Source organism: Bacillus fungorum (assembly GCF_002746455.1).
Classification (GTDB): Bacteria; Bacillota; Bacilli; order Bacillales; family Bacillaceae_G; genus Bacillus_A; species Bacillus_A fungorum.
Genome location: NZ_NWUW01000025.1, coordinates 39,014 through 58,077, shown reverse-complemented (window position 1 = coordinate 58,077; position 19,064 = coordinate 39,014). Strand labels below are relative to the sequence as shown.

At 33.3% G+C, this 19,064-nt stretch carries 30 protein-coding genes; 16 read left to right on the top strand and 14 right to left on the bottom strand.

All coding sequences use genetic code 11. From position 1 onward, the window contains the following. Positions 1–235 (bottom strand): hypothetical protein (locus tag CO726_RS24640; RefSeq protein WP_099685974.1); only part of this gene is annotated, 235 nt, incomplete at its 3' end. A gap of 381 nt (positions 236–616) precedes the next feature. Between CO726_RS24640 and CO726_RS24635 the strand changes: the two genes are divergently transcribed. The 11 genes from CO726_RS24635 to CO726_RS24595 all read left to right on the top strand — a co-directional run bounded on the left by CO726_RS24635 (position 617) and on the right by CO726_RS24595 (position 6,661). After that, positions 617–1,207 carry an SLATT domain-containing protein gene (locus CO726_RS24635; protein WP_099685973.1) on the top strand — a complete coding sequence of 197 codons (591 nt, stop codon included), beginning with the start codon at positions 617–619 and terminating at the stop codon, positions 1,205–1,207. Beyond that, the gene (locus tag CO726_RS24630; RefSeq protein ID WP_099685972.1) at positions 1,207–2,520 is read left to right on the top strand and encodes an SMODS domain-containing nucleotidyltransferase; all 1,314 of its coding nucleotides are present in this window, start codon (positions 1,207–1,209) and stop codon (positions 2,518–2,520) included. Before CO726_RS24635 ends, CO726_RS24630 begins: the two co-directional genes overlap by 1 nt. A 479-nt stretch (positions 2,521–2,999) precedes the next feature. Next, complete coding sequence (locus CO726_RS24625) at positions 3,000–3,572, top strand: tyrosine-type recombinase/integrase (RefSeq protein WP_016123529.1); 573 nt, start codon at positions 3,000–3,002, stop codon at positions 3,570–3,572. Between the two features lie 17 nt (positions 3,573–3,589). Continuing rightward, positions 3,590–3,841 carry a YueH family protein gene (locus tag CO726_RS24620; RefSeq protein WP_099685971.1) on the top strand — a complete coding sequence of 84 codons (252 nt, stop codon included), beginning with the start codon at positions 3,590–3,592 and terminating at the stop codon, positions 3,839–3,841. A gap of 22 nt (positions 3,842–3,863) precedes the next feature. Beyond that, positions 3,864–4,298 carry a NucA/NucB deoxyribonuclease domain-containing protein gene (locus CO726_RS24615; protein ID WP_001009562.1) on the top strand — a complete coding sequence of 145 codons (435 nt, stop codon included), beginning with the start codon at positions 3,864–3,866 and terminating at the stop codon, positions 4,296–4,298. 270 nt (positions 4,299–4,568) lie between these two features. Further along, on the top strand, positions 4,569–4,805 hold the full coding sequence (locus CO726_RS24610) for a helix-turn-helix domain-containing protein (RefSeq protein WP_000643706.1): 237 nt from the start codon (positions 4,569–4,571) through the stop codon (positions 4,803–4,805). A 90-nt stretch (positions 4,806–4,895) separates the two neighbouring features. Then, entirely contained in the window at positions 4,896–5,135 is a 240-nt protein-coding gene (locus tag CO726_RS24605; protein WP_099685970.1) for a DUF3961 domain-containing protein, read from the top strand. 159 nt (positions 5,136–5,294) lie between these two features. Next, positions 5,295–5,462 carry a hypothetical protein gene (locus CO726_RS31930; RefSeq protein ID WP_169513076.1) on the top strand — a complete coding sequence of 56 codons (168 nt, stop codon included), beginning with the start codon at positions 5,295–5,297 and terminating at the stop codon, positions 5,460–5,462. Positions 5,463–5,507: 45 nt separating this feature from the next. Further along, positions 5,508–5,651, top strand: a complete 144-nt coding sequence (locus CO726_RS31925; protein ID WP_000690452.1) for a hypothetical protein — start codon at positions 5,508–5,510, stop codon at positions 5,649–5,651. 94 nt (positions 5,652–5,745) lie between these two features. Beyond that, the gene (locus tag CO726_RS24600; protein WP_099685976.1) at positions 5,746–6,249 is read left to right on the top strand and encodes a hypothetical protein; all 504 of its coding nucleotides are present in this window, start codon (positions 5,746–5,748) and stop codon (positions 6,247–6,249) included. 55 nt (positions 6,250–6,304) lie between these two features. Then, positions 6,305–6,661: a hypothetical protein gene (locus CO726_RS24595; RefSeq protein ID WP_099685969.1), complete on the top strand. Its 357-nt coding sequence runs from the start codon at positions 6,305–6,307 to the stop codon at positions 6,659–6,661. A 581-nt stretch (positions 6,662–7,242) separates the two neighbouring features. Here the strand turns inward: CO726_RS24595 and CO726_RS24590 are convergent. The 4 genes from CO726_RS24590 to CO726_RS24580 all read right to left on the bottom strand — a co-directional run bounded on the left by CO726_RS24590 (position 7,243) and on the right by CO726_RS24580 (position 9,012). After that, a complete protein-coding gene (locus CO726_RS24590; RefSeq protein ID WP_000367563.1) occupies positions 7,243–7,437 on the bottom strand; it encodes an aspartyl-phosphate phosphatase Spo0E family protein in 195 nt (64 codons plus the stop codon). 213 nt (positions 7,438–7,650) lie between these two features. Continuing rightward, positions 7,651–7,836 (bottom strand): RNA chaperone Hfq, encoded by a 186-nt coding sequence (hfq, locus tag CO726_RS24585; RefSeq protein ID WP_072192572.1) that lies wholly within the window; start codon positions 7,834–7,836, stop codon positions 7,651–7,653. Then, entirely contained in the window at positions 7,836–7,961 is a 126-nt protein-coding gene (locus tag CO726_RS32870) for a hypothetical protein (RefSeq protein ID WP_281259853.1), read from the bottom strand. Before CO726_RS32870 ends, hfq begins: the two co-directional genes overlap by 1 nt. Then, positions 7,942–9,012 carry a hypothetical protein gene (locus tag CO726_RS24580; RefSeq protein WP_099685968.1) on the bottom strand — a complete coding sequence of 357 codons (1,071 nt, stop codon included), beginning with the start codon at positions 9,010–9,012 and terminating at the stop codon, positions 7,942–7,944. Before CO726_RS24580 ends, CO726_RS32870 begins: the two co-directional genes overlap by 20 nt. A gap of 340 nt (positions 9,013–9,352) precedes the next feature. On the opposite strand from CO726_RS24580, the gene CO726_RS24575 reads away from it, so the two are divergent. The 4 genes from CO726_RS24575 to CO726_RS24560 are packed head-to-tail and all read left to right on the top strand — an operon-like array spanning position 9,353 to position 11,916. Beyond that, a complete protein-coding gene (locus CO726_RS24575) occupies positions 9,353–9,769 on the top strand; it encodes a hypothetical protein (protein WP_016123544.1) in 417 nt (138 codons plus the stop codon). A gap of 10 nt (positions 9,770–9,779) precedes the next feature. Then, positions 9,780–10,103 (top strand): hypothetical protein, encoded by a 324-nt coding sequence (locus CO726_RS24570; protein ID WP_099685967.1) that lies wholly within the window; start codon positions 9,780–9,782, stop codon positions 10,101–10,103. Between the two features lie 12 nt (positions 10,104–10,115). Beyond that, complete coding sequence (locus CO726_RS24565; protein ID WP_099685966.1) at positions 10,116–11,279, top strand: FtsK/SpoIIIE domain-containing protein; 1,164 nt, start codon at positions 10,116–10,118, stop codon at positions 11,277–11,279. Next, complete coding sequence (locus CO726_RS24560) at positions 11,263–11,916, top strand: replication-relaxation family protein (protein WP_099685965.1); 654 nt, start codon at positions 11,263–11,265, stop codon at positions 11,914–11,916. The genes CO726_RS24565 and CO726_RS24560 overlap by 17 nt, the downstream gene beginning before the upstream one ends. A 28-nt stretch (positions 11,917–11,944) precedes the next feature. Here the strand turns inward: CO726_RS24560 and CO726_RS24555 are convergent, their stop codons facing one another. Continuing rightward, positions 11,945–12,166 (bottom strand): helix-turn-helix domain-containing protein, encoded by a 222-nt coding sequence (locus CO726_RS24555; protein ID WP_000466107.1) that lies wholly within the window; start codon positions 12,164–12,166, stop codon positions 11,945–11,947. A gap of 378 nt (positions 12,167–12,544) precedes the next feature. Here CO726_RS24555 and CO726_RS24550 point away from each other — a divergent pair, with 378 nt between their 5' ends. Further along, the gene (locus CO726_RS24550) at positions 12,545–13,015 is read left to right on the top strand and encodes an endonuclease domain-containing protein (protein WP_016123807.1); all 471 of its coding nucleotides are present in this window, start codon (positions 12,545–12,547) and stop codon (positions 13,013–13,015) included. An 18-nt stretch (positions 13,016–13,033) separates the two neighbouring features. Here CO726_RS24550 and CO726_RS24545 read toward each other — a convergent pair whose 3' ends face one another. The 8 genes from CO726_RS24545 to CO726_RS24510 form a co-directional block, all read right to left on the bottom strand. Further along, positions 13,034–13,591 (bottom strand): MerR family transcriptional regulator, encoded by a 558-nt coding sequence (locus CO726_RS24545; RefSeq protein ID WP_016123810.1) that lies wholly within the window; start codon positions 13,589–13,591, stop codon positions 13,034–13,036. A 111-nt stretch (positions 13,592–13,702) separates the two neighbouring features. Continuing rightward, on the bottom strand, positions 13,703–14,086 hold the full coding sequence (locus CO726_RS24540) for a hypothetical protein (protein WP_073541895.1): 384 nt from the start codon (positions 14,084–14,086) through the stop codon (positions 13,703–13,705). Then, positions 14,086–15,246, bottom strand: coding sequence for a ParM/StbA family protein (locus CO726_RS24535; protein WP_098164928.1), 1,161 nt, complete (start codon positions 15,244–15,246; stop codon positions 14,086–14,088). Before CO726_RS24535 ends, CO726_RS24540 begins: the two co-directional genes overlap by 1 nt. A 229-nt stretch (positions 15,247–15,475) precedes the next feature. Then, the gene (locus CO726_RS24530) at positions 15,476–15,757 is read right to left on the bottom strand and encodes a helix-turn-helix domain-containing protein (protein WP_001189043.1); all 282 of its coding nucleotides are present in this window, start codon (positions 15,755–15,757) and stop codon (positions 15,476–15,478) included. Continuing rightward, positions 15,741–16,166: a hypothetical protein gene (locus tag CO726_RS24525; RefSeq protein ID WP_099685964.1), complete on the bottom strand. Its 426-nt coding sequence runs from the start codon at positions 16,164–16,166 to the stop codon at positions 15,741–15,743. Before CO726_RS24525 ends, CO726_RS24530 begins: the two co-directional genes overlap by 17 nt. Positions 16,167–16,211: 45 nt before the next feature. Beyond that, complete coding sequence (locus CO726_RS24520) at positions 16,212–16,655, bottom strand: molecular chaperone DnaJ (RefSeq protein WP_099685963.1); 444 nt, start codon at positions 16,653–16,655, stop codon at positions 16,212–16,214. Positions 16,656–16,839: 184 nt separating this feature from the next. Then, positions 16,840–17,487 (bottom strand): AbiU2 domain-containing protein, encoded by a 648-nt coding sequence (locus tag CO726_RS24515; protein WP_099685962.1) that lies wholly within the window; start codon positions 17,485–17,487, stop codon positions 16,840–16,842. A 76-nt stretch (positions 17,488–17,563) separates the two neighbouring features. Continuing rightward, on the bottom strand, positions 17,564–18,490 hold the full coding sequence (locus CO726_RS24510; protein ID WP_099685961.1) for a tyrosine-type recombinase/integrase: 927 nt from the start codon (positions 18,488–18,490) through the stop codon (positions 17,564–17,566). Positions 18,491–19,064: the final 574 nt, after the last annotated feature.

The following is a 19,064-nucleotide window of genomic DNA, read 5'->3' as shown; positions in this document are numbered from 1 at the left end:
CCATTGTATGTAATGAAGGAAATAAGCCTTTCGCTAATCCCATAGGTTGTGACTCCTCTCTTGATTGAAATGAATTAAAACGTTGTGATGCGTCCTCCATTGTATGTAATGAAGGAAATAAGCCTTTTGCTAATTCCATTGGTTTTGGCTCCTCTCTTGATTGAAATGAATTAAAACGTTGTGATGCGTCCTCCATTGTATGTAATGAAGGAAATAAGCCTTTTGCTAATTCCATTGGTTTTGGCTCCTTTCTAAGGTATCTTACTTATAATATAACAGAATTAACTAAAAATTTTGAAAATGCAAATTATTTTTACGTAATGTATTTATCTCCTTTTTTCTTCTCTCTTTATTAATATAGCACTTCGAACAATAAATCTCGGGTTTGGAAGGTCTCTCACCAAAAAAAGAAAAGATTTACGAATTTATTTTTCACAAATTATGAAGGGGGATAAACTTAGTTTTACTTTTTATAGATTACTAATATGGAGATTTTATTGCGGACTAGGGTAGGAACCCTGTCAATAGGTAGCTAATAAGAGACAGAAATTAGGAATGGTGTTAATATATATTTAATAAATCATATATAAACAAACGAGATAGGGGCTGATGTGTATTGAATAAAGATGCCTTATTAAAAGAGTTAGCCACAAATGGATATAATGTTGGCTTTGGAGCAAAGAAACACTTTGCTACCTATGATATTGTCGAAAAAATTCCCGTTATCATATCCGTTATAACCTTCATGGTAGGGCTTGGGCAGCTAGCCTATCCTAATGCTCCTTATGCTCAATTTATTTCTCTGATTTTAGTTATTATCAGCGCATTTGCTTTTTATATTTCGCCTTATAGTCAGGATAAAGAGAAGTATGAAGAAGCTGGTGTTAAGACTACAAAATTATTCAATCAATTAAGAGCATTGTATTGGAAAGTCCAAATTTCCTCAGCAGATAATTTTCAAGAAGAAGAAACTCAGATGAGGGAAATCATGAATGAATTTTACGCAGTTAGTATGTCAAAACAAATTTATGGGAGCGATTGGTTTGCACACTACAAGTTTTTTTGTCAAATGCAGATTGATTGGATAGATGAGCAAAAAAAATTTAAATGGTACAAAGATAAAATACCTAAATCACTTGTATTTTCCATTTTAATGTATATAGTAATATTCCTACTTTTAAAAGTAGCATTTACAGGGGGACTTTGATGTTATCAGATTCATTCTCAGAATATGTAGAAGGTTTGGAAGTAGATAATTTAGAGGATATTGATAAGAAGTATAAACGGATAACAAAAAAATTAAATCAATCGTTTTGGGATTTAGAAAGTGATGAAGAACATGCACATAAAGTCGGATCACTAGGAAGAGGCACTGCTATTAAAGGTATCAGCGACCTAGATATGTTATTCATCCTTCCTGATGCATTGTATACGCAATATAATAATCATGAGGGGAATGGTCAATCTAAGTTATTACAACGAGTAAAAGAAGTAATAAAGGCAACATATCCTAGAACCATTGTCCGCGGCGATGGACAAGTTGTAGTTGTTAGTTTTTCTAACTATCAAATAGAAGTTTGCCCTTGCTTTTCAGAAAATGATGGCAGTTTTACGTATCCTGATTCAAATAACGGTGGGAAATGGAAAAAAACAGACCCGATGCCAGAAATTAGAGAGAGTCTCGCTATGACAGTAGATACGGATACGCATTACCGTTATATATGCAATATGATGCGCGCTTGGAAAAATGAAGCGGGTTTCAAATTCGGGGGATTGTTAATTGATACTTTAGTATATGACTTTTTTGAAGAATACGCAGACTATAAAGAATGCAGTTTTGAAGATTATTTGCCGATACTTAAGGACTTGTTTGCTTACTTGAAGAATCAGAGTGAGACTAGAAAGTATTGGCTTGCATTGGGAAGTAATCAACAAGTATATGACAAAAAGAAAACTTTTATTAAAAAGGCAAAGAAAGCTCATGGCAAGTTAGAATTATTATCAGAAGAAAGTGAAGAAATATATGATATTCTCCAAGAGTTATTTGGTCAAGGATTTCCAGCTCCTGAAGGAGTACAAGAGGTTACCAAGAGTGCATTTGCATCTTACGAATACAGTAAAACTGAGCAATTCATTGAGAAGTTGTTCCCTGTAGATATTCGATATAGTTTATCGATAAATGCTAATGTATTACAGGATGGTTTTCGTGAGGGGAGTTTATCAGACTTTATAATGAAGCGATTCCCTCTCAAGACAAAAAAGCAATTAAAATTCTATATTGAACAAAATGAAGTAGCTGAGCTTGAATTACCTTACACAGTTTACTGGAAAGTACGGAATGTTGGAATAGAAGCCGTTAAAAGAAACATGATTCGCGGCGAAATCTCTCAAGATACAGGAAACGAGCAAATAACAGAAACTACAGATTTTAGAGGTAGCCATTATGTTGATTGTTATATTATTCATAATGAAGTTTGTGTAGCTAAAGATAGAATTAAGGTGCCCATTGCTATTGCTTAAAAAGATATTACAAATAGATAAAGTTCTTTAAGATAGTGAAATGAAAATAAAAAAAGTCAAATGCCTACAGCTGAGCTGTAGGCATTTGTTTTGAAAATATGTTAGTCGTCGTAGGAGTGTCTCAAAAAGTAAAGTTTTTGGGACTTATTTTATATACAATACGTTATGCTGTAATCCAAAAGGTTAGGGGTATTCCAAAAATTAATTTCAGAATTGAATAAGAAAATATATGCATCGGTTTCAAAAGGTACACCTTTTAGAGCATATTTAATATTTGTAAATCGAAAATTAGTTTTACAAAACATACAAAATGTTAAACTCATAAAAACCAGTGATATCATGCGCTTTTCTATGGTATTACTGGTTTTTTTCTCTATAAAATGAAAAGAAAAAGATTGTCAGTTTAACAAATTATAGTTATAGTTAAACTAAGTTTTACATATTATAGCTTACAACAGAGTTTTAGGAGGTCATGTTTTATGACGAAAGGGGGACGAAAACCTGGGGCAAAAGAGCCAATTCGTTCAATAGAAAAAATTGAAGAAATGAAAGATTGGCTTTTGCAAAATTCCTCATATCGAAATTACTTTTTATTTTATTTTGGAATTAACACAGGTTTACGCATTAGTGACATTTTACGATTGCGTGTGAAAGATGTTCGAGGGAAGCATGTTATAAAAATTAAAATGGAAAAAACAGATACAACTGTAGAAGTATATTTCAATACGGTTTTACAACAAGAGATTGCGAAATATACAAGTAACATGGCAGATTCCGATTGGTTATTCCCAAGTCGTCAAGGAGATAAGCCAATCACAAGACAAATGGCTCATACGTTTTTGCATAAAGCGGCACAGGCTTGTGGGATTGATTCAGAGCATTGGGGAACACATAGTATGCGGAAAACGTTCGGATATCAGTATTATAAAAAAATGAAAGATGTGTATTATTTAATGAAGTTATTTGGTCATGCGACGCAAAGACAAACACTACAATACATTGGTGTAGAAGCTGATGAAATCCGTAAAACAATGGAGGATTTCACACTATAGAGTAAGGAGGATAACAAATGGAGTGTGTTGAGTTTGAAGTATTAAAGCAATGTGGATCACCAACGGTTTATTTTTGTGAACATGAGATGAAACATAGTTGTTTGATTGCAATTCCATCCTGGAATTGGAGTTTCTTAATGGATTACACGATTAATTTTATCGATGAAAAGCCTATGTTAATGAAAGCATTGGAGAAGTATGTTTCTTATCATCTTGTGGAGAATGTTGCAGATGCATTTTATGATTACGTGTTTAGCCAATACGATTAAGATTTTCATAAGGGGGAGCATAATGAATTTTAAAGGGGCGGTAAGTAGTTTTTTAGTAATGGGGTTACTATTTTCGGGATGTTCAGCAATTCAGAATTCAAATCCTGCAAAACAAACAAGTGGAACACAAGAGATTGCACAAGTTATAGAGTTTCCATCAAATAAGTATCCAGAAACCGCGGCACATATTAAAGATGCGATTGCAAATGGCAAGACAGATATTTGTACAATTGATCGGGATGGAGCCGCAGAAAGGAGAAAACAGTCTTTAGCAAATGTTCCAACGAAAAAAGGATATGATCGTGATGAATACCCTATGGCTATGTGTCGTGAAGGTGGAAAAGGTGCAGATATAAGACACATAAAACCAGCTGATAATCGTGGTGCTGGTTCGTATATAGGTAATAAAGTTGAGAAATTACCAAACGGAGCAAAAGTGAAAATTGTTGTGAAATAACGGGTATGGAGCTATGTATCTACATAGCTTTTTTAATTTGTCGAAAAAATACGAAATAAAAAAACAAAAAATAATTGATTATAGGACTTATAAGTCCTATAATTAGGTTATAGAAAAAACTTAAAGAAGGAGGATAAAAAATAAAATAAGCCATTATCAATGTGATAAATGGCTATGGAATAATATTAGGATTTATCATGGGGAACCTAGGAACTCCCTTCAATCCTTCTACAAACATTATAGCAAAAGTATTGTGGAGGGAAAATAACTATGAAAGCAATTGATAACTACATGACACCTAGTGAAGCCGCATTCTATTGGAAGATACCAGATTCAACTTTAAGGAACAAGTTACAAGAGGGAATTTCTAAAAAAGCGGATCAGGAAAGAGAAGTTATGATTCAACAGGGATTAATCAAATGCTTTATTAAGCCGAATGGAAAGAGAAAAGAATGGATTATTACTTCTGAAGCAATGATAAATTGGTTTGGAGAACGAAAAAACTAATATTTTAAAAGAAAGATGTTCCCTAGCCTGCCAGCTCAAAAAACATCTTTCTCTAATACAGAATCATAATTTAAGAAAGGAAGAATGGCTATGAAACAAATCCTTAATAAAATTACGTCTGGTGAGCTTATTTTAACACAACCTCACCTTAAATTTAAATTCCTCAAAAAAATTTACCTATACATTTCAGAAAATTACAAAAATTCAAATCGTTATTTTGGTATTGAAGAAAATGTTTCCGATCAGATTTGGTTTTATGGTTTCTTTGTAATCTCAATTTTTATGATGCTGTTTACTTATTTATTTTCTGGTATTCTATTTGGATTTTAAAACAATCCCTTTAGAAAGGAGCGATAACATTGATTCAATCATTAAAGAGCACCATGCAATTTATTGGCTTGGTTTTAATTGGTGCGTTGATTGCTATAAGTTTAACAAATTAAGTAAATATAAGAATTGTGTAACATCGTTATTTTGGAGGGGAAAAGAATGAATACAAAACCTATTGTTATTGAAATCTCACCAGTTGAAGAATGGACATTAAGAGACCTTAAATCCGTTTGTCGGCACAACAAGATAAAAGGTTATACGAAGATGGATCGTGAGCAGTTAATATATCATGTCAGAGTAATTTTAGGGCATATAAAAGCTAAGTAGAGCTTTGAGAGGCATTGAATAAATAAAGAAAAGGAGAAATGAAAAATGAAAATCGGTGTATCTGTATGGAGAGTTCTTTGCAAAGAAACAAAGTTGAAATTGCTTCAAAATGCTATGCAAGAGAGTAAAAGCCGCTTTACAAAACAATCCCTTTCCATTGTTATAAAGCAACAGAAAGGGGAAGTGTGATGAGTGATCGTATTGGTGAAGGGCACAAGAAATAAGATGCCTTCAAAAATATTTTAGCATGTTCATTTAGGAAATAAAGGGGGAATTTCATGTGATGAAAACAGTTCAATTATTGAAAAGTGAAGAATTTGAAATTGGTACAACGGATAAAAACGGGTACAAATTAAGACAGTCTGATTTTGTTGTCACACAAGATGATTTTGAGGGTATTAGTATTTGTCAAATCCTATACAACAGTATTGCAAAAGAGTTTGTAGCCATGAGTGATTCTAATTGGTGGATACCGTATCATGATTTATCTGTTGCAACAGAAAGGCTAGATTATGTCATTGCAAAAGAGTTTTTGGGGCTAGAAAAATGCGGTACATATTGGGGGAGGAATCGTACACCATTTATTAGAATGCCGATTGAATATTTCAATCCTGTTGAGGAATCCATTTTTATTCTAGAAAAATTAGGGCGGCAATATGACGATCTATTGAGCGTAAAAGAAAATGGGTGCTGGTACCTAACAGTGAACAAGAAAATATATAGTGAAAAACGTCTAGGGATAGCCGCCTGTTTAGCCGCTGTTGATACTGTAAGAAACAATAAGTAGGAATTTGATTTTAAGGGAGAAATACAAATTTAAATTATAAATAGGGGGAATTAAAATGTTACATGCAGTTATACAAGAGCAAAATTACTGGAAAGGCCAAAAACAGAAATTCCGAAAAACTAATAAGAAGTTATTAATTTCATTAGAACCACATTTGCATGAAAGACTGGAAGAGTTCGCATTGTATAACGAAAATTTGGATCAAATTGCATCGGAGCTAGTAACAGAAGGCTTAGACTATATCTATATGGAGGATATACCTGTAAGGCAATCTCATGCTTTTCAGCATTTTGTAGAAATTGAATTATCACCATTTCAGCAAAAACTATTACAACAATTGGCACTCAAACGAGGATGTTCGGCAAGAAAAATGGCATATACAGTATTACATTTCATGCTCAAAACAAAATAAAAAAACCCCACTATTAAAGTAGGATTTTTTTGAAGTGAATGAAATTTACCGAAGGATTGAGTCTCGCCCACTCAATTCCTTTTTTTATGTTATAAAAAAGAATGTAATTTGTCAAAAAGCATTTGCTATAGAATAACAAATGCTTTTTGTTGAACTTGAATTGAACACTTTCAGAAAGTATTTATATTGTTTGCCTTTTTCTCTTGAAAAATTATACCCTCAATCACTAATTTTAACATAGAATATAAAAAATGTAGCGTTTTACTATCAAAAAACCTATTGGTTTTATATGGATTATTTTTTTATAATAATGAGAGGTAGTTCCCGAATGTAGATAGGCTCTCATGCAAGAAAAGCAAGAGAGCCTATCTACATAAAAAAAGATTGGATATTTGCCAATCTTTTTGGCGTAAGGGGTTTAATGATAGTTTGTTACTACAACTCGTTTTTATTTTAAAACAATTAATCAGAAAATTCAATTTTGTTATTTTTTCTCAATATTCCTTTTCATATTTTTCAATTATAATATACTTAATTCTTTTTATTTCTATATCTGTCTCTTGTCTTCCTGTTATGAATCCTTATTGAATTAAGGATTCTTTTTTTATCCTCATTTTTTGATCTAATCGATATTTTCCCATTGCTTCATAAATTAAAAGGTCTAACTTTTGACTATAAGCAATTACTTTTTGATGGCTAAATCCATATTTTTTTACAAGATAGCTCAATTCTTTTTTTTGATCCTCGATCATGTCATGTAGTAATCTCATATCCACCTTTTCTTTTAAACTCCTTTATATATAGAATCTCGAAAAAATTGTATCCAAAAAATCGCAAACAAAAAACAAGGCTGAAACCAGCCTTGCCCCAAAGGAAAAAATCTAACTCTTATATCTAAGAGTACATTATGTATGGAATTTTTTGAAGTGAGATACATTCACTAAAGGATAAAAATGTTATAATTGTGAGATTTTTATATTAATTGTATTTTATAAAGAAACAGTCGAAATTGCTTGCTTATAAAGGAACTGTTGCTTTCCATTGCTTAAAACTAGTACCGAAAATTTATCAACAGCGATAATTTTTCCAGGTACTCTCACACCATTTATTAGAAAAATCGTTACTTCTTTCTTCTCTTCTACTAACTTCTCATAAAATTTTTCTTGTGTATGCATCATTTAGATGGTTGCAACTCCTCTCCTGTTTTGGAACGGTTCATAGCTTCTAAGAATACAGATTCTTTTACTGTTAGTTCAACTGTTGGACAATATTCAAGTATATTATTTGGAAGCCCTATCATACGAGCGTTCTCTAATTTCAGCGCAAAGTTGATCCAATTGTTGTTCTGTAAATTCTTCTTCTTTTATATCTCCAAATGTTGCGGAACCAATAAATATTTCATCATCACAATTGATATCCCAGGATTCAAAAGGTTTCTCGCCTTTTGAAACTTTTTTAGTAAACCGCTTCCATTCACCGTCAATGTATACCAAATCATTCCAGGTTTTGTTGTGCAATATTCGAAGTGTAAACTCTTTTTCAGAGTAATAAAAATCGTATGCTGTCTCTTTTTCAATGAATTTGGACCAATCAATTTTAATTTCTTTTTCTTTTTCAGGTATCTGTCTTGGAATCGTTTCTTGAAGTGTATACAAATAGAATGGGAATGAGACTAATTCTTCTCCTTCGATGTCTTCCATAATCCAAAAGTTATTTTTAATGTCACCAGCATAATATCGGTACCATTCACCGGTATGTGTTTTGAATACGTGTTCAGTATGGTTTTTTGTTTCTTTGTAGTATGTTTCTACAATACACATGTTTACAAAGCGTCTTGTAGTATCATATGTAATTGGTGTACAAGGAAGTTCTTCTTCCCCTATAAACCACTTTTTTATTTTACCATTACACTCAAATTCATATCCTTCATAACGTGCGAAATCTAAAGGATTAGAATAGTCATTGGCGTATTTTTCTGAAGTGAATAATTCTTTTAATTCTAGGGCCGCTTTTAATGGTAGCTCATTTATTGATAATAACTTTTTGATGTCATTATCAATTTGGATATTATAAGGCGATAGAATTTTTTGGATTGCTTCTTTTAATCCTAAATCATCAAAAAACAAGCATTCATACTCATCTGGATTAAAAGAACTTTCAAGTACCAAACGATCCATGTCTGATGCATCTTCCATGTTAATCCATTTTTCAGGGTATTGTAAGTCACCTTTTTTAATAAGATAGCCATTTAATTGTATATATGTTTGAATCTTTTCAGCAGGAAATACCACATATTCATAATTAGGATTTTCCACTTCAAATATTCTTTTTCCATCTAGTAAAATTTCCATCGTATTGCCCCCCTATATTTTTATAATTTTCTATTTCATTTTACCACTTAATGGTTTCTTGGTACTTTCTTATACAAGTTTTTTTATAGGATATAAAGAGCATGTTTTTTTCAAAGGGTTGCTTCTATTTTTTTGTAGACAACAGATGACAACGTATATCAGACAATCAGTGATGAATATTATTTACCAAAGTAATTATCAAAGTGGATATCAACCTTATAACCAAAGAACCTATCATGATAGCACTATCAAAAGAAATCTTCGATTATCACATGTTTTTAGGGGATTTTGAGTTTTGTTTATAGTAGGAGGAATGGCATGAGAAAAAGGAGGGGGAACGATGAATAATTCTTATGAAATTATCGGTAATCAAATTAAATATTATTTGAGGGATGATCCAACAAGGGGATGGAACAACATACCTAGTCCGCAATTTCGAAGTGTGAAAGAAATTACAGAATGGTGTGGAAGTTCAACAAATGAAATTATGTGTGGGTGGGATGCGCTCAATCAAAATGCAATGAGTGTAACGGATACAACAGATTTCTTATATAGGTGGATTAGTTGGTATGTGACAGAACCGTTAGACAGTACAGCACAAGAAATACGTAAATTACCAGATGAACTTGCCAGTTTTATAACCCATGTACCTTTTGATACATTTGAACTCATTAAGAATGCCTCTCATATGGTGTTAGATTGTATATGCTTTGTATTGGACTGGATACCAAATTTGTTAACGATATTCTTTTTTTAGGAGGGGGAACATGCTAAAGCGAAAAGAAACAATTCCTTTTCAAGCCTTTATGGACCAATCTTATAAGAAGAAAAAGCAAACAAAAATATATAGTATTGGCCCTATTAGTCCGTTCACATTTTTTCATATGTCATCACCGCTTGTTCATACGTATGTAGCTCTGGGAATAATAGGCGGCCTTACAATTGGAGCTGTTTTGTTGGAAAAATACTTAGTACGAAATGATTATGTTTTTGCATCCAATCTCCTTTCAAATGGTCTGTATTACGGTGTAAGAATTGGAGGAATTGGGTTCATTGGTTATGCATTTATTCGCATTTTACTCATGTTATAAGGAGGATTACCAATGAAAAGATGGTTAAAAAAGAAAAAATATAAATATCAGTTAGAAGAAGTATTTAAGAAAGCGAAACTATATGATGAGCACATTACACGAGGTGGAAAGGTCCCCATTTACCCTACGATTCATGATGTTTACGAAGGAAAGGAAAGTGTACGGTACACTTTTACACTACCTAATGGCGTTGATCCAGCTCAAATTCATAAGAAATGGTTTTGTTTTCAGCAAATACTAGGCGAAAATCTTATGATGGAAGGTACTATTAAAAAGTTCGTACTCCATGTATTTCATTCTAATGCAAGTTTACAACCTTACGATTACAGTTATAAACAATGGCAACCATTATTGAAACCATATCGTCTTCCTGTTGTAGTAGGACGGGACCAATTCGGAAATGCAATTGTGTATGATATGGTTGATTCAAATACACCGCATTTACTGATTGCGGGAGAAACAGGAAGCGGAAAAAGTAGTATGGTGCGCGTAATTTTAGCTACATTAATCCAACATATGTCACCAGATCATTTACATTTGTACCTGGGGGACTTGAAAAATTCAGAGTTTCATTTTTTAAGAAGAGTGAAGCACGTGAAGTATGTTTGCATGGAAGAACATGAAATGACAAATATGTTATCAAAATTATGGAAAGAGGTATTGCATAGAAGAAAGGTAATGGAAGAATATGAATTGGGTCATATTGATGAATACAATCAAATCACAAAAGATAAACCCTTACCCTATATTTTTATTGCCATTGATGAAGTAGCAATGCTACAGGACGAAAAAGAATGTGTCACCATAATAGAAAAAATATCAGCTGTCGGCAGATCGCTTGGTATCTTCCTCATGCTAAGTATGCAACGTCCAGATGCAAAAATACTTGATGGTAAGTTAAAGCTCAATTTGACGGTAAGAATGGGATTTAAATGTGCGGATTTAATTAATAGTAACATTGTGGGGACACCTGGATCAGAAAATTTAAGTCAATCGGGCCAAATGATTTTAAAATTAGATGGTTTAAAAAAGGTGCAGGCTCCTTTTTTAGCATTGGACCAGGCAAAAGAAATAATAGAACCGTATCGTCTATCTAAAGAGCAAAGTGTAAAGAAAGAAGAACAGGAGCATCAAGAAGATAAAATCTTTGGGGTGTTAGATGATGCTAACGAATAGAGATAAACAAATTATAGGTCATTTACAGCAATTTAGATGTATGTCGCGTGATGATATTATTGATCTTCATTTTAGAAATGTAAAAAATGCAGTAACATGCTGTAATACTGTTACAAAGCGATTAAGCCGCGAAGGATATATTGATGTAGATACATCACAACGTCCATATGTGTATTTTCCTTATCCAAATACCATTCGTAAAGGAAGCCAAAAGATACGTCATTTTTTAGCGATTGTAGATGTATATAAGCAGTTATTACGAACCGAAAGACCCAAGATATTTCAAGTAGAACCTAAGTATAAGAAAGGTTATATGGAACCCGATATATTTACCATTTGGCGTAAAAGTCCATTTTTTATAGAAGTCCAGAACTCCATTTACAATAAGGCTACAATCCAAACGAAAATAAAACGTTATGAATCGTATTTTCGTAGCATGGAATGGAAAAAAGAGTTTTGGCAACCGAAACATAATATGGTATTCCCCTCACTTTTAATCCTTACTGATTTCAAATATCCAATCTCCAGTTCTAATTTCCGTATTTTTCAAGCACCATCTATTCAGCATTTTCTTACACAAGTACAGCAACCTAAAGACATTTCAGTTCAAATAGGTTCAGTCAAAGCGAAATTATGAAAGCACAAGATACTGTTTCTTGTGCTTTTTACATGTCCCAAAAATCATTAATTCTAGCGTGAGGATCAATTTTTCTGATAGTATGTAATAGTTTTTTCATGATTTCAGGTTTGGGGATATAATCTGTGTCTCTACATGCTTTACTAATTGTTTTTGTAGACACTTTAGATTTTTTTGCTAGCTCTTGTTGTTCAATTCCTTGCCGATCTAACCACTTTTTTAGTTTGGTCCTATTTTTGCGGAAAAACATTCCTCTCACTCCCATAGCTATAATTTTTATTTACAATTATGGACAGGAATGAGAACTTACATACATTCCAATTTACCCTAAGGTAAATTAGAGTGTAAAAAGGTTCGATTTATAAATCATTCACACGAACGATTTATTGATAATTTCACTTCGAATGAGGTATACATACAATGCAAAGATTTGACTTACGCATCATACAACAAATCTTTGCAAGGCGCTTTCCAAAAAAAATCAAATCCGTCTATTCTAAGAAAACATGAATAAGGACACTTTTGTTTTACTCGTATAAGGTAAGTAATTGAAAAATGGATAAATAGAAAGAGTTTGGACATATTACAGTTTGAGTATTAACTCAAATTTGTATTAGGGCGTGAAGGGATGATCGGTTTATTAGTTGTATTGGGATGCACACTTGTATTTTTTCTTGTGGCACAAATTTTCACTCCACCATCTACCTATAATCCAAACGATGATACACAGAGGGCGAAATGCTCTAATAAATTAGAGAAGAGAGTATATGATGCATTGCGCTTTAAGGGTTATTATCCAATTGTGCAATATAAAGTACCGAATAAACGTTTTAAGTTAGATTTTGCGTTTTTTTCTCCAAATGGTTTAAAAATAGATGTAGAAATTGATGGACCTTTTCATCGAACACCAGAAGGAACCAAACGAGACAGAAGAAGAGATAAATTTATGAAAACAAATGGTTGGAAAGTGATTCGTATTACTGATATTTCTTTAAAAAATGGATTTGAAAAACAAATACTTTTGCTGGTGGCAACATTAAATGAATTTGGGATAGAACCTTCTAAAGAATCAAATCTTGTTTTGTTAGAAGAAAAATGAAGACGTATGATAACTTCATCATACGTCTTCATTTTTTGAAAAGAGCTTAGACCAGAATCCTTGTTTTTCTTTTGGCGCATTAAGAGCTTGTTTACTTTCTTTTAGCTCTACATGTAATTGCTCAATTTGTTTGGATTGCTCTTGTAATAGTTTTTTTTGCTCAATCATTTCATCTGAAATGACACCTAACATTTGCTTTAACTCACTATTTTCTTGTGTTAAACCTTGTAATACGCTCATTACATTTTCATAACGCGTTATATAATGCTCATTTTCGTCTGTGACGGGGGGCGTAATGGGTGCTAAATTATTGGGAGGATTCATTGATATAATAGCATTTGCGGCATCATCTAGCGTCATAGACTTACTTTTACTTAATTCTTGTATTTTTCTTAGAATTATAACGTCCTTGTCAAAAAAACCGCGTTGGTCATGGTCGTTACGGTGGAAGTTATAGCCGCGGTCTTCTAATAAACGGGCATACTTACGTATAGTTCCTTCCTTTACTCCTAATAATTCAGCAACCTCGCGGGTCCAGTAAACATTTTGAATATCTGTTACGGCGTCATGTGACACGTCACATACACCTCCTTTTCGGATAATATTATACACTTTTTAATAGAATCCTTGTGTATTTAATAAAAAAAGAGTTGTTCTTTTATAAAAGAACAACTCTTTTTGATTGTATTATGCATATGGATCATCTTCTAAATCATTCAGTTTATTCCATGATGTATTTTCTTCTTTATCATTGGATTCCCCAGGATTCGTTATCTCTTGACTTGTTTCGATATGAGTTTGATCCGAAATAGGTGTATGAACAGTTTTTGAACCTTCATCGTGTTTGATTGGTAAAGGTTGTGTTTCGTTATCTAATGTAAATGTGTATTTACGCGGTAAAATTTCCGCTACATCTGTATTACCAATTTGTTTATGAAGTTGTTGCGCCGCATACAAAAAGAACATTGTAAGATCACTTTGTTTGTTAATAAAATCGATCATGTCTGGTGAAATGTCTTTCTTAATATAGACATTTGCTCTATCACCAGCTTTGTATATTTTACGAGCCATTATTTTTCACCGACAGGAGCAAGCGCTTTTTCTTTTAATTCTTCAAATCTTGGAGAGCATGTGTACACAAGTAATCCGCGTGCATTTACGAAAAGTGGGTCTTTTAAGAAAATAACATTTGTTAAACGTCCTTTTTGCTCTAAAATTTGCTGTAGGCTTTCTTTTACGATTGCGGCACCGCCACCATAAATGAATACATACGGATCATCTTTCATATCATCAATTTTATTAATAATATCAGTTGCAATTCGATTCGCTAAACCTAATAATGCGCCGCGTGACGCTTCTTTTAAACGAATATGACGAGGATGTTCAGAATCAAGATAAATTGCATTAAATTCAGCAATACTGTCTATTGTCTTTTGTTTATTGTTTAAGTTCCAAACCTTGATAATATCAAGTAAAGTTTCTTTCACTCCATATGGTAAACCACGACTCATTTTATGTTTAAAGCTAACGCCATGAGAAACAACTTCTTCTGTCGTACCAGCGCCAATATCGAAAGATAATATTGTTTTGTCAACAAAGTCTATTTCTGTTGTTTTGCCTTCTGTAGCCTCTACTTTTCTTTTGATGGTTTTACCTTTTTCATCATAAACGATTCCCCATGATCCCGCCGCGCCTTCTGGTAAACACTTGCAAAATTCAATTTGGATATTAACTACTACTTCACGTCCGCTTGGGTGGTGGAATTTCACTGTATGATGATTCATATAACGTTCTACAAATTCTTGTGCTGTTTGAGGCGTGATTGTTGCGACAGGTAATGCAACAGAAAGATCATAAGTAACATCAATTTTATCTTTATTTGGTTGTTTTTTCATAGCTGTAATTGCTAAACCAGCTAATGTAACAAGTAGCACAAGATCATCTTTCGATTTATCCGATTTCTTTTCCATTTCAATACCTTTAATGTTTTCATCAATCACTTTTTGACCAATAATGTAACGCAGATTGTTTGCTTTTAAGGTAGGTGATGAAATTGTAACATCAATGTTGTTTTCTAAATCTTCAACAGAAATATCCTCATCACTCAAAATGTTTGTTGCTTCTCCAATGTGATGTGAATAAATACTTGGTATGAATAAAGGATCAAGACCTAATACATTTAACTTTAAACCACTGTTTCCCGCATCCGCACCAGCTTTAAGAATTGCCATATATAAAAACCTCCTAAAGATTATTTTTTATCGATTAACTTAATTCCATTATATGCTAAACCCTTTCAAAAAGTCAATACAATTACACACAAATTAATACAATTTAATACAAGTCAATACAAAATTATTAGTGAAAATCTATAAAAATCATTAAAATACAAGTGTTTTCCGTATTGATTCGTATTTACTTGTATTCATTTGTATTGACTTTTATTGATTTTTACATAATTTAATTGTTTTTAGATCGTGGGGCCGACTGTCTTTTTGAAATAATCCACCTGTTACCTATTTTTTTTGCTTTTACTTCTCCCGCGGCACATAAATTTTTAATTGTCCCTGGTGGCATATCCCACTTTTCGGCGGCTTCTTCAACGCCCATGACTTCTTCTAATGGGTCGCTATCATCATTATTGTAATTAATCACTAATAAACGTAATGTTTCGCCTGGGGCACTTGTTTTTTGTAGAAATTGCTCCCAGACATCGTCTGGAAGCCTAAATTTTCTTTGCATAAAATCCCTTCCTTTCAATTTCGCAATGATATTGCTTTGCAAGCTGATCCGCATATTTTAAAGCCAGGTGACGTTCTCTACCTGTAAACATTTTTTCATGTCTGTAAAAACCGTACACCCGTTCATTTTCTATATAATCTGTACTGACGTTTGGTCGCATTTCTAGTTGTACATGATATTTCACATGATTTGTAGAATAATCTCTTCTTCTAACGAGTGTCACAACGCTTTTAAATTCAGTATTTGCAACAGTTTGAGCATGTTCATATATAGCCATTTGATAATTTTTAAGTTTGTTTATTATTTCCTCTAATTTTTCTATATCCCGATCAACCGTGTCACTATAACTCTTCAATCTTTTCATATCAAAAATGTGTTTGAATTTTTCACAATTTGCATTTACATACATGTGGGCATCTCCTTTTTTGGAAAGATTAAGAGGGGAAATCCCCTCTTATGCTTCAAGTTTTGGCTTGTTTTTCTTGATACGTTTCACTTCGTGCATTGTACGAATTTCATCGAGTGAGAAGTCTTTGTTATGAAACTTCTTATACTCTCCTTCGTACCAGTACCAAGCCTTTTTCTTAGATGCCCATTTAAACCCTAACTCTTTTAATTCAGTTTTCAAAGAATAAGTGTTTCCTGTTACCCAAATCCAAGTCCCGATGATCTCAATTTCAATATCGTATTTGATAAGTTCGTCTATGATGTTTTGGTATGCTCCATTGTTTTGTGTTCCAGAGTTACTATGTAGTTGTTCAAAAAGTCTGTCATACTCTTTCTTTAATGCGATAAAATCTTCATGTTTCCCGCCACAATCAGGATGGTGTTTCTTTGCTAGTTTTTTATATTGCTTTTTCAGTTCCTCTAAGGTAGTGACGCTTTGAAAGAATTTCATGGTCAACAGCTCCTTTTTTTTATTGTCTTAATGCGCTAGCGCATTTCTTAATTTCATTTTATCATGCGCTAGCGCACAAAACAAGCATTATTTTACTTATTTTGAATTTTTTAGAAATTATTTAGGGTTAACAAATAGCATAACAAAAGCCCTGGTTTTGCTTGCACCAGGGCTTTTTATCGATTTATTCACCTAATTTTTCACTAAAATAAGCCTCTTCATATTCATTCCCTATACGAACTAACATCAATGTATTTTTTAAATCAGAAATATTTTTTGGTAATGAAGCTCTTAATTCGCCTGTCAAATAAACAATGACAGCTTGACTTAGTTCAAGTGAAAAATCAATAAATTGTTTTATATGCTCTTTTCTTAAAGGGTTATCTTCAATTAATTTATCCATGTTTTTCATAGCCTTTTTAGTATTATGACTATATATATTATTCCTTTGAGTATACAACCAGTTTAAGTTGTTATTTTTTTCGAATTGTTCATATTCTTGTTTTTTTAATTTAAAAAAGGCTTCTGGTGTTGGCCCGCTTACTATCAATTCAGTTGAAAAATTTTTATACTCCATACATCGATCAAGAAATTTTTTAACGCTAATTGCATTTCTGTGTTCAGTGTTATCATACAATTTAGACACGACTGCAAACGTTGAAACTACTAATGAATTATAAATGTAAGAATAAAAAGCAGAGGAAACTCTTATTTCATCAAAAAATTCCACTTTTTCTCTTTCTATTTGCATCATTATTTCGTAAAAGTTATTCGCTTCAAATGATTGTTGGTAAATTTCTTCCGCAAGCTCTAATAACTGCTCTTCTGTCATAATGTCCCCTCTATATCTATCTTTTTGTTCATTATATCACAATTTAAAATCGTTCCATTATGAGGTAGCCCCCATGTTATTGCTGTTTATTCCAGAATTGAACGTACCTATGCAGGGCCTCAACGCTTTTTAATCCCAAAAAGGCTTTAATTTCAATGGGTTTCATGCCATTCTGTAGCGCATTTAATATAAAACGGTTCCGAAGCATAGTAGGCGTAATATGGATTTCAGCGCGTTTCGCTTCTTTCTGTAACATGCGTTGTACAGCGATTCGAGTTAAAGCGGCGGGCTGATCGTTTTCATAGTCCCAGCGGAAAGTCTGCGGGCCGAAATCAAATGCTACAAAGAAGGGATCGCCTGTTTGTTGGCGTGGCCTTACAAGATTAGGAATCTGATTGTAATAGGATAAGGCAAGTTTTACATGCTCTTTTGAAAGGGTAATAGATCGCTTGTAGGCGTGTAGTCCTCCTGGGGTAATGGTATTCGTTCCAAAGTGTATATCATGCATGGATAACGTTAAAATGTCCTGGATAGATAGCCCATAGTCTAACATGAAATGAATCAATAAAAGGTTTCGTTCCAGAATAAACTTTCTTCCTGACGCCTGGTAGTCGGTTAATCCGTTATAACTACGCATGACGCGGAATAGCTTTGTAATTTCTTGATCCGATGCAAAGTGTTTGGAAGTTAGTCCAGGAGGGGTGACATTACTTTTTAATTCCTGGGCCGCGCCATGAAACTTTAAAAAGTTAATTAAAATACCTCGTACACGTTTGATGTTAGAAATTGACGCCCCACGTTCCTTTCTAAACGCTTTTAAGTATCTGTCTAATACATTTACATCAAAAGAACGAAAAAACGATTCTGGGGGCGATTTGACGTGTTTCTGAATCCAAGATATAAAAAGCGTGAGATCGTAGCGATATTGTTTAACGGTGGAGGATTTACGACCATGTTTTAACAAATCAGAAAGGAAAACATCAACAGAAAGTTCCCATGTCATCTTTATATACTCCTTTGTCCTAAAAATTGTGTACCGCAATTATAAGCGAAAACCATACAAACAGGCAATAGGGGATTCTAGGGCGTGGTGTTTTTCCAAAGGGCTTGTGTGGGATGCCATAGCTGAGACTTTGCGAGGCTATGCGGAGACATATGGGCCTGGCTAGACAGGGCGTGTGGTTGTGATATAGGGGGATATATAGATGTATTGAGATGAGTGGAAGGCGAATGATGGACCGATGTTGAGGGAGGACGATAGGCGAGGAATGGGAATGGCCGCCGCCCCGCCTACGTAGTTTTTTGAAAATCTGCCTGTCAACGGAATCTGATTCATAGCTGAATCAAGATACCCTTAACAGGAGAGCTTCGTTTTTCTTTTTCTTTATGTAAGTAGAAAAAAGCTAGAGTTTACATATATCAAACTGACTTTGTACTCATGCCGAAATGATGCCGCCTTTCATCATGTATACACTACATAGGAATCATATTTGCATCACTTTGGCATAACATAGGCATCAGTATTTTTGCTGTATGTTTAGATAGGATTAGAAATGATAATAGATAAAAGATCATCA

Bases quoted from the DNA above. Each gene is read 5' to 3' on its own strand.
- CO726_RS24605 (WP_099685970.1), top strand. From the start codon at position 4,896: ATGAAACAAATCCTTAATAAAATTACGTCTGGTGAGCTTATTTTAACA.
- CO726_RS24570 (WP_099685967.1), top strand. From the start codon at position 9,780: ATGCTAAAGCGAAAAGAAACAATTCCTTTTCAAGCCTTTATGGACCAA.
- CO726_RS24515 (WP_099685962.1), bottom strand. From the start codon at position 17,487: ATGACAGAAGAGCAGTTATTAGAGCTTGCGGAAGAAATTTACCAACAA.
- CO726_RS32870 (WP_281259853.1), bottom strand. From the start codon at position 7,961: ATGATAGGGCTTCCAAATAATATACTTGAATATTGTCCAACAGTTGAA.
- CO726_RS24600 (WP_099685976.1), top strand. From the start codon at position 5,746: ATGAAAACAGTTCAATTATTGAAAAGTGAAGAATTTGAAATTGGTACA.
- CO726_RS24535 (WP_098164928.1), bottom strand. From the start codon at position 15,246: ATGGCAATTCTTAAAGCTGGTGCGGATGCGGGAAACAGTGGTTTAAAG.
- CO726_RS24520 (WP_099685963.1), bottom strand. From the start codon at position 16,655: ATGAAATTCTTTCAAAGCGTCACTACCTTAGAGGAACTGAAAAAGCAA.
- CO726_RS24560 (WP_099685965.1), top strand. From the start codon at position 11,263: ATGATGCTAACGAATAGAGATAAACAAATTATAGGTCATTTACAGCAA.
- CO726_RS24615 (WP_001009562.1), top strand. From the start codon at position 3,864: ATGAATTTTAAAGGGGCGGTAAGTAGTTTTTTAGTAATGGGGTTACTA.
- CO726_RS24625 (WP_016123529.1), top strand. From the start codon at position 3,000: ATGACGAAAGGGGGACGAAAACCTGGGGCAAAAGAGCCAATTCGTTCA.
- CO726_RS24575 (WP_016123544.1), top strand. From the start codon at position 9,353: ATGAATAATTCTTATGAAATTATCGGTAATCAAATTAAATATTATTTG.
- CO726_RS24595 (WP_099685969.1), top strand. From the start codon at position 6,305: ATGTTACATGCAGTTATACAAGAGCAAAATTACTGGAAAGGCCAAAAA.
- CO726_RS24620 (WP_099685971.1), top strand. From the start codon at position 3,590: ATGGAGTGTGTTGAGTTTGAAGTATTAAAGCAATGTGGATCACCAACG.
- CO726_RS24555 (WP_000466107.1), bottom strand. From the start codon at position 12,166: ATGTTTTTCCGCAAAAATAGGACCAAACTAAAAAAGTGGTTAGATCGG.
- CO726_RS24550 (WP_016123807.1), top strand. From the start codon at position 12,545: ATGATCGGTTTATTAGTTGTATTGGGATGCACACTTGTATTTTTTCTT.
- CO726_RS24540 (WP_073541895.1), bottom strand. From the start codon at position 14,086: ATGGCTCGTAAAATATACAAAGCTGGTGATAGAGCAAATGTCTATATT.
- CO726_RS24565 (WP_099685966.1), top strand. From the start codon at position 10,116: ATGAAAAGATGGTTAAAAAAGAAAAAATATAAATATCAGTTAGAAGAA.
- CO726_RS31930 (WP_169513076.1), top strand. From the start codon at position 5,295: ATGAATACAAAACCTATTGTTATTGAAATCTCACCAGTTGAAGAATGG.
- CO726_RS24610 (WP_000643706.1), top strand. From the start codon at position 4,569: ATGAAAGCAATTGATAACTACATGACACCTAGTGAAGCCGCATTCTAT.
- CO726_RS24530 (WP_001189043.1), bottom strand. From the start codon at position 15,757: ATGCAAAGAAAATTTAGGCTTCCAGACGATGTCTGGGAGCAATTTCTA.
- CO726_RS31925 (WP_000690452.1), top strand. From the start codon at position 5,508: ATGAAAATCGGTGTATCTGTATGGAGAGTTCTTTGCAAAGAAACAAAG.
- hfq (WP_072192572.1), bottom strand. From the start codon at position 7,836: ATGCATACACAAGAAAAATTTTATGAGAAGTTAGTAGAAGAGAAGAAA.
- CO726_RS24525 (WP_099685964.1), bottom strand. From the start codon at position 16,166: ATGTATGTAAATGCAAATTGTGAAAAATTCAAACACATTTTTGATATG.
- CO726_RS24580 (WP_099685968.1), bottom strand. From the start codon at position 9,012: ATGGAAATTTTACTAGATGGAAAAAGAATATTTGAAGTGGAAAATCCT.
- CO726_RS24630 (WP_099685972.1), top strand. From the start codon at position 1,207: ATGTTATCAGATTCATTCTCAGAATATGTAGAAGGTTTGGAAGTAGAT.
- CO726_RS24510 (WP_099685961.1), bottom strand. From the start codon at position 18,490: ATGACATGGGAACTTTCTGTTGATGTTTTCCTTTCTGATTTGTTAAAA.